Source organism: Cupriavidus sp. SK-4, assembly GCF_000611125.1.
Classification (GTDB): Bacteria; Pseudomonadota; Gammaproteobacteria; order Burkholderiales; family Burkholderiaceae; genus Cupriavidus; species Cupriavidus necator.
Genome location: NZ_JFJW01000146.1, coordinates 1 through 12460 on the forward strand (window position 1 = coordinate 1; position 12460 = coordinate 12460).

General features: G+C 68.2%; 11 protein-coding genes. 5 read left to right on the forward strand and 6 right to left on the reverse strand.

Going from position 1 to position 12460, the window contains the following annotated elements; all coding sequences use genetic code 11:
* From CF68_RS38755 to CF68_RS28930, 3 genes are all read right to left on the reverse strand, one after another.
* Positions 1 to 717 (reverse strand): heavy metal sensor histidine kinase (locus CF68_RS38755; RefSeq protein ID WP_235205922.1); only part of this gene is annotated, 717 nt, incomplete at its 3' end.
* Positions 718 to 729: 12 nt separating this feature from the next.
* Positions 730 to 1368 carry a hypothetical protein gene (locus CF68_RS38760; RefSeq protein WP_235205923.1) on the reverse strand — a complete coding sequence of 213 codons (639 nt, stop codon included), beginning with the start codon at positions 1366 to 1368 and terminating at the stop codon, positions 730 to 732.
* Positions 1365 to 2048 carry a heavy metal response regulator transcription factor gene (locus CF68_RS28930; RefSeq protein ID WP_035825746.1) on the reverse strand — a complete coding sequence of 228 codons (684 nt, stop codon included), beginning with the start codon at positions 2046 to 2048 and terminating at the stop codon, positions 1365 to 1367. Before CF68_RS28930 ends, CF68_RS38760 begins: the two co-directional genes overlap by 4 nt.
* Before the next feature lie 301 nt (positions 2049 to 2349).
* Between CF68_RS28930 and CF68_RS38765 the strand changes: the two genes are divergently transcribed.
* A complete protein-coding gene (locus CF68_RS38765; protein WP_051591738.1) occupies positions 2350 to 2697 on the forward strand; it encodes a hypothetical protein in 348 nt (115 codons plus the stop codon).
* Between the two features lie 156 nt (positions 2698 to 2853).
* On the opposite strand, the gene CF68_RS28940 is transcribed toward CF68_RS38765, so the two are convergent.
* Genes CF68_RS28940 through CF68_RS28950 form a run of 3 tightly spaced genes read right to left on the reverse strand, consistent with a single transcriptional unit; the run spans position 2854 to position 8635 of the window.
* Positions 2854 to 4332, reverse strand: a complete 1479-nt coding sequence (locus tag CF68_RS28940) for an efflux transporter outer membrane subunit (RefSeq protein WP_051591739.1) — start codon at positions 4330 to 4332, stop codon at positions 2854 to 2856.
* A 9-nt stretch (positions 4333 to 4341) separates the two neighbouring features.
* Positions 4342 to 7452 (reverse strand): efflux RND transporter permease subunit, encoded by a 3111-nt coding sequence (locus tag CF68_RS28945; RefSeq protein WP_035825749.1) that lies wholly within the window; start codon positions 7450 to 7452, stop codon positions 4342 to 4344.
* A gap of 1 nt (position 7453) precedes the next feature.
* A complete protein-coding gene (locus tag CF68_RS28950) occupies positions 7454 to 8635 on the reverse strand; it encodes an efflux RND transporter periplasmic adaptor subunit (RefSeq protein WP_035825750.1) in 1182 nt (393 codons plus the stop codon).
* A gap of 302 nt (positions 8636 to 8937) precedes the next feature.
* On the opposite strand from CF68_RS28950, the gene CF68_RS28955 reads away from it, so the two are divergent.
* The 4 genes from CF68_RS28955 (at position 8938) to CF68_RS28970 (ending at position 12431) form a co-directional block, all read left to right on the forward strand.
* Entirely contained in the window at positions 8938 to 10203 is a 1266-nt protein-coding gene (locus CF68_RS28955; protein WP_235205924.1) for a carboxylesterase, read from the forward strand.
* Between the two features lie 148 nt (positions 10204 to 10351).
* On the forward strand, positions 10352 to 11335 hold the full coding sequence (locus CF68_RS28960; protein ID WP_035825757.1) for a tripartite tricarboxylate transporter substrate binding protein: 984 nt from the start codon (positions 10352 to 10354) through the stop codon (positions 11333 to 11335).
* Positions 11336 to 11468: 133 nt separating this feature from the next.
* Positions 11469 to 11900, forward strand: coding sequence for a universal stress protein (locus CF68_RS28965; RefSeq protein WP_035825758.1), 432 nt, complete (start codon positions 11469 to 11471; stop codon positions 11898 to 11900).
* Between the two features lie 66 nt (positions 11901 to 11966).
* Positions 11967 to 12431, forward strand: a complete 465-nt coding sequence (locus CF68_RS28970; protein WP_035825763.1) for a bacterioferritin — start codon at positions 11967 to 11969, stop codon at positions 12429 to 12431.
* Positions 12432 to 12460 lie beyond the last annotated feature (29 nt).

The following is a 12460-nucleotide window of genomic DNA, read 5'->3' on the forward strand; positions in this document are numbered from 1 at the left end:
CGCCGGCTCGCTGACCGGCAGTGTCATGCCGATCCGGATCGCGTCCGCCTGCACCTGCGCGAACACGCTGCCGCCGTGCATGGTGGCGATTGCCTTGACGATGGCCAGCCCTAGTCCGTGGTTCTGCAGGCTGTCGCTGCGCGCGGCGTCGGCGCGGTAGAAGCGATCGAACAGGCGCTCGGGCCGAATCGTGGACAAGCGATCGGATTCATTGCGCACGGCGATGGTCAGCGTCCCCGCCGATTGCGCGATCGTGACCGTCACCGGCCGCCCGGGCCGGCCGTGCTGCAGGGCATTGCTCATCAGGTTGGTCAGCGCGCGCTGCAGCAGCGAGACGTTGACGCGCACGCGTGCATCGCCGGTCACGTGCAGCGTGGCGCCGGCTTCCTCGAACAGCATGTCGAGGAAGTCCGCGCTGCGACGGACTTCCTGGGCGACCGAGACGTCGACCAGGTCGCGCGCCAGCGCCCCGCGGTCGGACTGCGCCACGAACAGCATGTCGATCACGATGCGGCTCAGGCGCTCCAGGTCTTCCAGGTTGGACTGCAGGATCTCTTCAAGCTGTTCGGCGCTGCGCGGACGCGACAGCGCCACCTGGGTCTGGCCGATGACATTGCCCAGCGGCGTGCGCAGTTCGTGCGCCACGTCGGCATTGAAGGCGGATAGCTGCTGGTAGGCGTGCTCGAGCTTGTCGAGGGCGCCGTTGAAGGCATGCACCAGGCCGCATAGCTAGGCGGGCAGGTCGGCGTCAGGCAGGCGCTCCAGCTGCTTGGGGTCGAGTGCGCCGGCATGTTGCGACAGGCGCTCGATCGGCGCCAGGCCCGACTTGGCAATGCGCCAGCCAAGCAGGCTCACCGCGATCACGCCGAGCACCGACGACACCACCAGGGCGATGCCAAGCGTGCGGCTGGTCTCGAAGAATGCCGCCTGGTCCACCGCGACCGCGAGGGCCACCTCGGGGCGATCATTCAGCGCCGGGATGCGGCGCTTCAGCATCAGGAAGCGGTTGTCGCCGAACTCCACCGCCCACACGTCGGGTGCGCGCGGGCTGGTGTCAGCCTCGCGCGGGAAGGGCTCGCCGTAGTCGAAGCGGGGGTCAGTGCTTTCGACAAAGTAGCGCACGCTGTGGTCGGCCGGCGTCAGGGTGCGCAGCATGGCGGCAAAGTGCTCCCATTGCTTTTCGGTGCCCAGGCCCGCGGCCTTGGTGCCGGCGAGGTCGAAGCGGGCGCGGATCTCTCCGAGCTGGCGCTTTTCCAGTTCCACGCACTGCACGCGGTACAGCACCATGCCCGTGATGGTGAAGACCAGGGCTGCCGCCAGCCCGAACATGGCGGCCAGCCGCGCCGCGATCGAGCGTTGCCGGTTCATGCGCTCAATCCGTCGCGGTGCTCCAGCACGTAACCCATGCCGCGGATGGTATGCAGCAGCTTGGCTTCGCCGGGCCAGTCGAGCTTGGCGCGCAAACGCTTGACGGCGACCTCGACCACGTTGGTGTTGCAGTCGAACGAGATGTCCCAGACCAGTTCCGTGATCGCGGTCTTGGACACGATCTGCGCCTGCCGCCTGGCCAGCACCGACAACAGCGTGAATTCGCGTGCGCTCAGTTCCAGTCGCCGCGTGCCGCGCGTTGCGCGCCGCGACAGCAGGTCGATGCGCAGGTCGCCCACGGTCAGTTGCGACGGCTCCGTCTGCCGGCCGCGCCGCGTCAGCACGTTAAGGCGGGCCAGTAGTTCCAGAAAAGGGAAGGGCTTGGACAGGTCGTCGTCGGCGCCGGCATCGAAGGCATTGAGACGGTCATCCAGGTCGTCGCGCGCGGTCAGCATCAGCACCGGGGTCTGCTGCTCGCGGCGCAGAGACTTCAGCACCGAGACGCCATCCAGCGCGGGCAGCATTACGTCGAGCACGATCGCGTCGTAGGGCTCGGTACAGGCCAGGTGCAGGCCGTCCACGCCGTTGTGCGCGGTGTCGACTATGTAGCCATTCTCGGACAGGCCGCGGCGCAGGTAATCGACCGTCTTGATCTCATCTTCGACCAGCAGGAGTTTCATTGGTCCAATCCTCGGAATCTAAGCAATATAGAAGATGTGTGCGGCTCCAACCTGTCAATCCTGTCAGTTTCCCGGTGCCGCACCGAAGCTGTGCAGCCAAGCCTTGCGGCGCCCGCTCCGCAAGCATGACAGGTGCACGTGCCGCTATTGTTCACGCTGGTGGAAAAGATTGTTTGAAGGCGCGCTGCCGGTCCAGCCTGACGCAATTGTCAGCGTTGCGTCAGGGTGGCGTCGGCTGCGCTCCCTAGACTCCATACGTGCCCGGCCGGGCCGGTTTTCCCACATGCACAGGAGTCTTTCCATGACCTCATTCAAGCGATCCCACCACCACGAAAGCACAGGCCACCGTTCCGCGCGGGGCGCAGGCACGCGCCGGCCACGCCTGCTGTGGCTGCGCGGTGGCACCCATCGGCGCGCGCTGCTGCACGCCCTGATCCCGACCTTGCTGATGATGATTGGCGCAAGCATTTCGTTGTCGGCCAAGGCTGCACCGCGGTCCGTTGACCCGTATACCGATGGCGCGGCCAGCGCGGCGACAGCCAAGGGCCGCTTCGATGTGTATAGCGACGGCGCCCGGGTGCGTGACCCGCGCGACACGTACACGGACGGCGCGCGCAGCGAGCCACGGCCCGCTGATGCGAACGGCTGAGGCCGCACGCAACTGCAGCGAAGGAAAGGCCCGGCGGCGTTCATCACTGCCGCCGGTTTGCCCCCCTCTCCCGCGAGCGGGAGAAGGGGGCAGGGGCAGGGGCAGAGGGCAGGCGCCTGCATACCACCGGCATGAACTGGATCGATACGCCGGCCGTCATCCCAACGGGGCTGCTGTGCCCCGATATTCCCGCAGTCCGCCGCCCAAGGCCCGATACAGCGCCACAGCATTCACCAGCCGCCGCTCGCGCGCCTGTACCAGTGCTTGCTCCGCAGCCAGCAACTGCCGTTGCGCATCAAGCGATTCAAGCTGCCCGGTGACGCCGCTGCACCAGCGCTGGCCAGCCAGCCGTACGCGCGCGGCCTCCGCGTCGCGTACGGCCATCTGGGCCGCCACCTGTTCCTGCAGCGTGGCGCGTGCCGCCAGGGCATCGGCAACGTCGCGGAATGCGGCCTGCACGGCGCGCTCGTAGGCGGCTACCTGGATCTGCTTGCGGGTTTGGGCCAGGTCCAGCCCGGCGCGGTTGCGCCCGACGTTGAATACCGGCAGCACCAGCTGCGGCGAGAACAGCCACGTGCCTGTGCCTGCCTCGAACAGGCTCGCCAGCGTCGGACTGATGCTGCCTGCCGTGGCGGTGAGCGTGATGCGCGGGAAGAAGGCGGCACGCGCAGCGCCGATGATGGCATTGGCCGACAGCAATTCCTGCTCGGCCTGGCGGATGTCCGGGCGCTGCGCAAGCAGTGCGGAGGGCAGTCCCGCGGGCAGGTCGGTCGTCACGCCCTGGTCGGACAGCGCGAGCGCATCGGGTAGCCCGACGATCGCACCAAGCGGGGTGCCAGTCAGGACCTCCAGCGCGTTCTGCGCCTGCGCACGCTGGCGCGCCAGTTCGGCGCTGGCGACGCGCGCCTGCGCTACCAGCGACGCGTTGTCCTGCACCTCCAGCGCGGACGCGGTGCCGGAGCCAAAGCGGCGCTGGCTGAGCGCCAGTGCGCGCTCGCGCGCGTCCAGCGTGGCGCGTGCGATGTCGGCCTGCTCGGCGTACGAGCGTTCCGCAAGATACCCGGTGGCCACCTCGGCCACCAGCGAAAGCTGCGCGGCGCGGCGTGCTTCTTCCGTGGCTGCGTACTGCGCCAGCGCGGCGTTGGACAGGCTGCGCACGCGGCCGAACAGGTCCAGCTCGTAAGCGGCAACGCCGCCGCCGGCCTGGTAGGTCTGGCGGATGCCGCGCTGGCCACCGGGCGGTTGTGCCGCCGAGAGGCGCTGGCGCGTGGCGCCCGCGGTCGCATCCAGTTGCGGCAGCAGGTCGGCACGCTGGACCTGGTACAGCGCGTGCGCTTCCTCGATGCGCAGAGTGGCGATGCGCAGGTCGCGGTTGTTGTCGAGCGCTGCCGCAATCAGTGCCTGCAGGCGCGGGTCGCGGAAGAATTCGCGCCAGCCGATGTCGGTGGCGGCGCGCGTGTCCCGGGCCAACGGCTCGGCAAAGCCCGGGGGCGGGTCGGGATAGGCAGCGGCGACCGGCGCAGGTGGCCGGTCGTAGCGTGGCGCCAGCGTGCAGCCACCCAGCATGGTGGCCAGCGCGGCAGCCAGCGCGAGCGCGCCACCCGGACGCGGCGTGTGAGATGTCCTGGCAGCCATCGTGGCCTCCTATTTGGTTGTGGCAGCGCCCAGCGGCGCCGCCGCCAGAGGCCGGCGATAGCGGGACAGCCGGTCCAGCGCGAGGTAGACCACTGGCGTGGTGAAGAGCGTCAGCGCCTGGCTGAGCAGCAGGCCGCCTACCACGGCCACGCCCAGCGGCTGGCGCAGTTCCGCACCGGTGCCGAAGCCCAGCATCAGCGGCACCGCGCCCAACAATGCGGCCAGCGTGGTCATCATGATCGGGCGGAAACGTGTGAGCGCCGCCTCGTAGATCGCCTGGCCGGCGCTGACGCCGCGGGTGCGCTGCGCCTCCAGCGCAAAATCGATCAGCAAGATGCCGTTCTTCTTGACGATGCCGATCAGCAGGATCACGCCGATCAGCGCCATGATGGAAAAGTCGAACCCGCCCAGCCACAGCAGTGCGAGCGCGCCGATGGCCGCCGACGGCAGCGTGGACAGGATCGTCAGCGGATGCACCAGGCTTTCGTAGAGCACGCCAAGGATGATGTAGACCGCCAGGAGCGCCGCCAGGATCAGCCAGGGCTGCCCGGCCAGGGCCTCCTGGAACGCCTGGGCCGAACCCAGGAACGTGCCTTGGATGGCGGCCGGCATGCCGATGCGCTGCCGTACCTGCTCCAGCCGCGCTACCGCATCGCCCAGCGGTGCGCCCGGCGCGAGGTTGAAAGACAGGTTGACCGCAGGGAGCATGCCGTGGTACAGGATCGAGACCGGCCCGGCGCCCGGCGGCGCGATGCTCACCACCGCGGCGAGCGGCACCATCTCGCCCGACAGCGGGGATCGCAGGCGGAACGACTGCAGCGTCTCGATATGCCCGCGCCCGTCGTCGTCGACTTCAAGCACCACCTGGTACTGGTTGGTGTCGGTCTGGAACTCGTTGATCTGGCGCTGCCCGAAGGCGCTGTAGAGGGCCTCGTCGATATCGGCTGAGGTGAGACCCAGCCGCGCTGCCGCCGCGCGGTCGATGCGCATGCGGATGACATTGGCGCCGAGCTGCAGGTCGCTGGACAGGTCGCGGTAGAGCGGCTCGCCTTGCAGCGCGCTGGTGAGCCGCTGCGACCACGCATAGAGCTCGGCGGTTTCGTTGCCCTTGAGCACGTACTGGTACTGCGCACGCGGCTGTCCGGCGCCGATATTGATGTCCTGTGCTGCGCGCAGGTAGAGCTGGATGCCCGGCACCGCGGCCAGCCTGGGCCGCAGGCGGTCGATCAGGCCGCTGGCCGAGACGTCGCGGTCGGAACGGTCCTTGAGCACGATCCAGAAGCGGCCGTTGGCCAGGGTCTGGCTGCCGCCGGTCATGCCGACCGAATGGTTGACCGTCAGCACGGCCGGGTCGGCAGCGATGATGTCGGCGAGGGCGCGATGCTTGGCGACCATGTCCGCATGGGGGATATCCGCCGCCGCCTGCGAGGTGCCCAGCACGAATGCGGTGTCCTGCAGCGGGAAGAAGCCCTTGGGGATCAGCACGAAACCGGCCACGCTGGCGCATACCGTCAGGCCGAACACCACCAGCACGCGCGCCTGGCGCCGCAGGCACCAGCGCAGCCCGGCTGCGTAGCGCTGCACCAGCCACGCGGACAGGTCCGCCTGGCGCGCCCCCGTATCGTGGTGCGCCTTGCGCATGGCGATGCCCGCCAGCGCGGGCGCCAGCGTCAGCGACACTACCACTGAGATCAGGATCGCCACCGCCGAGGTCAGCGCGAACTCGCGGAAGAGGCGGCCCACGACCCCGGACATGAACAGCAACGGGATAAACACCGCCACCAGCGACAGGCCGATCGACACTACCGTGGGCCCGACCTCGGCCACGCCGCGGCGCGCGGCCTCACGCAGGCCGAGTCCGGATTCGCGGTAGCGGTGGATGTTCTCCACCACCACGATGGCGTCGTCGACGATAAAGCCGACCGCCACCACCACCGCCACCAGTGTGAGGTTGTTCAGGCTGAATCCCATCAGGTACATCGCCGCGCAGGTGGCGGCCAGCGACACGCCCAGCACGGCCGTGACGATCAGCGTGGCCGACCACTCGCGCAGGAACAGGGCCATCACGCCGATCACCAGCACCACGGCGATCAGCAGGGTCAGCTCGACCTCGTGCAGCGAGGCGCGGATGGTGCGGGTACGGTCGTTCAGGACCTCCACGCGGACATCGGCGGGCAAGGCGCGCCGCAGGGCCGGCAGCGCTTCGGTGATGCGATCGAAGGTCTGCACGATGTTGGCACCAGGCTGGCGCATGACGGCGAGCGCCACGCCCGGCCGGCCATTCGGAAAGCCATTGACATAGGCGTCTTCAGGCCCGATCGCAACCCGCGCGACGTCTTTCAGGAATACCGGGCCGCCGTTGCGCCAGGCCACGACAAGCTCGCGGTAGTCGTCCGGCTCCAGCAACTGCCCATTGGTCTCCAGCGTGCTGACGCGCGCCTCGCCGTACAGCGCGCCCTTGGGCGCGTTGCGGCTGGCCGCGCGGATTGCGCTGCGGACGTCAGCCAGCGTCAGGCCCACGCCGGCCAGTGCCGCCGGCGAGGCCTGCACACGGATCGCGGGGCGGCGCAGGCCGGTGGTGTTGACCAGCCCAACGCCCGGCAACTGCCCCAGCTGGCGCACCAGCACGCGCTCGGCGTAGTCGCTGACTTCGGTCAGCGGCAGCGTGTCAGAGGTGATGCCAAGGATTGCCACCGGACTGTCCGCGGGATTGACCTTGCGCCAGGTCGGCATTGCCGGCATGTCCGGCGGCAGCCGGCTGGTGGCGCGGTTGATGGCCGCCTGTACCTCTTGCACGGCGCTGTCGAGCCGGGTCTCCAGCGTGAACTGCAGCACGATGGTGACCGAGCCCAGCGCACTGGTCGAAGTCATCTCGGCAATGCCGGGGATTGCGCTGAACTGTACTTCAAGTGGGGTGGCGACCGACGAGGCAATGGTGTCCGGGCTGGCGCCGGGCAGCAGGGCATTGACCTGGATGGTTGGCACTTCGGCTTCGGGCAGCGGTGCAACCGGCAGCCGGAAATAGGCGGCCGCACCCAGCAGCACCAGGGCGGCAGCCAGCAAGGCGGTGCCGATCGGGTGATCGATGCACCAGCCGTATAGCGAGGTGGATGACTTCACTTCAGGCTCTCGGGGCTGGGGTTGCGATCGGCAAGGAGACACGGCTGCCGGCGCGCAGCCGGGACTGGCCGTCTGACACCAGCTGGTCACCGGCGGCGACGCCCTCCAGCACCACCTGCTGGCGGTCCTGGTAGCGCACGCTGACGGGCACGATCTCCACGGAGTTGTCCGGCTTGACGCGGAACACGTAAGGTTGGTCCTGTTCCCCGTAGCGCAGCACCGCGGGCCGGGCCACCAGCGCATCGCGCAGCAGCCCGGTTTGCAGCCGCACCGCGACAAACTGGCCAGGCCACAACTCGCCGGCGCGGTTGTCGAACTCGGCCTTGACCCGGACCGCGCCATTGCCCGTGCCCACGCGGCTGTCGATCACAAGCAGGCGCCCCTGCGCCAGCGGCGCGCCGCCGTCCCGTGCATGCGCCTGCACGGCCGCGTTCGCGCCGCCGGCGGTCAGGTGTTGCAGCACCGGCAGCGCCGACTGCGGCATGGTGAATTCCACGGTGATGGGCGACAGCTGCGTGACGGTGAAAATCCCGTCGGCATCGCCGACCCGCACCAGGTTGCCTTCATCGACATTGCGCAAGCCGATGCGCCCGCCGATGGGCGAGCGGATGCGGGTGTATGACAGGCGCACTTCCTCGGCGGCGATGGCGGCGCGGTTGCCCTGCACGGTGGCGCGCAGCTGCTCGACGGTGGCGAGCTGCTGGTCCAGCGTCTGGCGCGGGATGGCATCGTCGGCGATCAGCGTGCGGTAGCGCCCAAGGTCGAGTTCGGCCGCGCGCAGCTGCGCCAGGTTCATCGCCAGCGTGGCGCGGGCCTGGCCCAGTGCGGCCTGGATCGGCCGGTCGTCGAGCGTGGCGAGCAGCTCGCCGCGGGCCACCTGCTGGCCTTCGCCCACATGCAGACGCATCAGCTGGCCGTCGATCTGCGTGCGCACCACCACGTCGCGCAAGGGGCGAACGGTGCCGACGCTTTCCGCCTGGCGGGCGACGTCGCGTGCCTCCACCCGTGCCACGCGCACAGGAACTGGCGGTGGCGGCGGTGGAGGCGCATCGGACTGGCTGCGCCGGATCAGGCCGAGCGTGCCGAGCGCGAGCACGCAGAGCGCGGCGGCTGCAAACCACAACCGTCGTGCATAGGGGCTGAGCGCCGTGAGGAGATAGGAGGTGAGGGAGAACGCAGGCATGGCAGTCGGACCCGCCGGGTCCACAAGTCATTGGCATGCTGGTTTATAGCCAACGGAGGTGGTTGGAACGGTGACGCCAGCCTGTCAGGGCTGTCAGGAAGGCCGAGGCGCCAGACTGGGTTCGCGCGTGCGGTGGTACACGGCCTGTTTGCTGACGGCTTTGCCAGTTGGCCGTCAGCACGCCGTTGGCCGCGGGCAGCTAGGCTGTGCGGTTGATCGATTGGCCGGGCCGGGCCATCATGCCCGGAATCCGGCGCACCGCAGCGAGGCTGCCAGTGAGGGTAGACGACGTGGAGGACAGCTTGACATCCAACCGCAACAAGCTGAACGCAGCCAGGGCCGTGCTGGGTGCCGTGGCACTGACCGTGGCTGCGTGCGCCGGCATCGACAGCGGTGGCCCGCAGCCCGCGCGCGCGAGCTTCAGCGACTACCGTAGCGAAACCCTCAGCCATTTGCAGGCGCGGCGGCACTTCCAGCTTGCCGACAAGGCAGCCGAACTCGCGTGGATTGGCCCCGGCGAATGGCTGCCAGCGCCGTCCCGTACCGGGACGAAGCCGGAGAAGGGCATCCTGCTGATCCACGGCCTTGGCGATTCGCCGTGGTCGTTCCATGACCTCGCCCGGCAGCTCGCCGCGCAGGGCTTCCTGGTCAGGACCGTGCTGCTGCCCGGTCATGGCACGCGGCCAGAGGACCTGCTGGACGTGACGCTGGAAGACTGGCAGCGCGTGGTGCAGGAGCAGGCCGAGGCGCTGCGCCGCGATGTCGGGCAGGTCTACCTGGGCGGCTTCTCCACTGGCGCCAACCTGGCGCTTGAATACGCTTACGCTCACCCGGACGTGGCGGGGCTGGTGCTGTTTTCACCAGCATTCCAGTCCAACAGCCGCTACGACTGGCTGACCCCGCTGATTGGCTGGATCCGCCCATGGCTGCTGGAGCCGGACGGGCGCCGGCCGATGCAGAACGCCGTGCGCTACATGACGGTGCCAACCAACGGCTTCGCCCAGTTCTACCGCAGCAGCCGCGCGGCGCGCCAGCGGCTGGAGCAGGGGGCCTACGACAAGCCGGTCTTCATGGCGGTGGCGCAGTACGATTCGGTGCTCGATACCCGCTATTTGCTGTCCGTGTTCCAGGACAGGTTTACGCATCCTGCAAGCCGCCTGATCTGGTATGGCCAGAAGCCGGAAACCACGGCGGACACCGGTCGCGTGCTGGTGCGCGGCGATGCGCTGCCGCAGCTGCGGATCAGCCAGTTCTCCCATATGGGTTTGCTGTTCTCGCCGGCGAATCCGCTGTACGGAGAACAGGGCCGCCTGCGCATCTGCTGGAACGGGCAGGATGAGTTGGCGACGCAGGCTTGCGAGCGTGGCGAGACCGTGTGGTATTCGGACTGGGGCTATCGCGAAGCCGGCAAGGTGCATGCGCGGCTGACGTTCAATCCCTATTTCTCCTGGCAAGGCGAGGTGATCGCGGGGGTTATCGCTGGCGCGGACTTGCGTGCCGGCGACCGTGCGCCAGAAATGCAGCGCATGACGCGGGACGACGACGGGCACAGCTTGCAGGCGATGTAGGCGAATGCAAAGCATGCAAGCCACCGGCAGTCCGCGCCCGGCTCCGCTGCATGGTGGAAAACCCGGGCGTGTCCCGCACCGGAACAATCTCTAATATGAAGTACCCGCCGCCAGCGCGGCGCACAACGATAACGTGGAGACTTCATCTATGGATCGTCGACAGTTCCTGAGCGCCGCGGCCATCGCGGCGACCGCCGGCGTCGCGCCGCACGCCATGGCGCAGCAGTGGCCGGCGCGCGCCATCCGGCTGGTCGTGGCCTATCCGCCTGGTGGCGGGACCGACGTGGTGGCACGCTTGTTTGCCGACTACCTGACGCGCGTGACCGGGCAGTCGGTGGTGGTGGAGAACAAGCCCGGCGGGGCCACCATTCCCGCCACGCAGGACGTGATCCGCGCCAGGAACGACGGGCAGACGCTGCTGGTGACGCTGGGTTCCTCGGCCACCTCGGGCGCGCATATCAACCGCGTCCCTTACGACCCGTTGACCGACCTCACCGCGCTGGCGGAACTCGGCCGCGCCCCGGTGCTGCTGGCGGCCAACAAGGATGCGCCGTATTCCACGCTGAAGGAACTGATCGCCTATGCCAAGGCGAACCCGACCAAGCCGATCCACTCGGCCTCGTACGGTCCGGGCACGTCGTCGCACTTTGGTCCGCTGCTGTTCAACCGGCTGGCCGGCACCAACCTTGAACCGGTGCTGTACAAGGGCTCGGCGCCGGCCACGCAGGACCTCGTGGGCGGCGTGGTGCCGCTGATGATCGACGGCCTGACCACCGGCGTGCCGCTATACCAGGCCGGCAAGACCAAGGCGCTGGCCACCACCATCCCGGAACGCTCCGATCTGGCGCCCGGGGCGCCTACCTTCCGCGAGCAGGGCTTTCCTGAGATGGAGCAGCTCAGCGGCTATTTCGCGCTGTTCGGCCCCAAGGCCATGCCCAAGGCCACGGTCGATGCGGTCTCTGCTGCGGTGCGCAAGGTGCTGGCCGATCCGGCATACCAGAAGCGGCTGGCAGGCGTTGGCGTGCTGCCGCCGCAGGCGGTCACGTATGAGGCCTTCGCCGCGCAGATCCGGGCCGATCATGCGCGCTGGGGGCAGTTCATCAAGGATATCGGCTTCAAGATCGATGGGTGAGGGCGCCGCGGCTGCGTCGGCGTGTGCGCAGGTGCATCGGCGTGGGTGGCGAGAGGCGGATTCTTGTCCATACTGAACTTTGACTGGCGGGCTGTCGCTGCCCGCCGGGATCAATCGCCCAAGGAGAAGAATCGTGTTCAAGCACATCTTGCTGGCCACCGATGGCTCGGAACTGTCAAAAATGGCAATGGATGCGGCCATTGGCTTTGTCAAAGCCGGCGGCGCCAGGCTGACGGCCTATACGTGCATGGAAGAGTATCCCTACGTGGCGTCAGGCGATGCCGGCCATCCCAGGCGCAAGGCCTTCGAAGAGCAAGAGGCCGCACATGCAAGCGCCAGGCTGGAAGCGGTTGTCGCTGCGGCCAGGGCCGCGGGAGTCACATGTGAAACGGATATGACGACCTCGATACCCTACAAGGGCATCATCGATGCGGCCGCGAGGCACGGGTGTGACGTGATCTTCATGGCGTCGCACGGCCGCAGGGGCCTGGAGGGCTTGCTGGTCGGCAGTGAAACCCAGAAGGTACTTACCCACTGCCGGGTTCCTGTCCTCGTCTACCGCTAGACACTGCGCAGCGTGCCGCCGCGGGTGCTGGCGTACTGTCGAATCCACCTCAGGGAGGAATCTGCCATGACGGAAATCGAACAGGAGAAAGTCGTCGGTGTGCTGGATCGAATACTCGAAGCCGAGCTCGCCGGGGTTGTGCGCTACACGCACTATTCGTTCCTGATATTCGGCTTCGGCCGCATTCCCATCGTGTCGTGGCTGCGTGAGCAGGCGAATGAGTCGCTGCTGCACGCGCACCAGGCCGGCGAATGGATCACGACCCTCGGCGCCTATCCCTCGCTTGGCATCGGCGAGCTGCTGGACAGCCACACGACCGATATCGGCGCGATCCTGCGTGAATCGCTTGCGACCGAGATGCAGGCCCTGGACCTGTACCGTGAGCTGCTAAGCCTGGTCGAAGGCCGTTCCGTCGCCCTGGAGGAGTATGCGCGGCAGTTGATCCAGCTGGAGGAACTGCATGCGGGAGAGGTCGAGAAAATGCTGCGCAAGCCCGGCCTTGCGGCGACGGTGCAGCCGCGGCAGGGCTGACCTGGGCTGGCCCGCCTGCATTCTCGTGC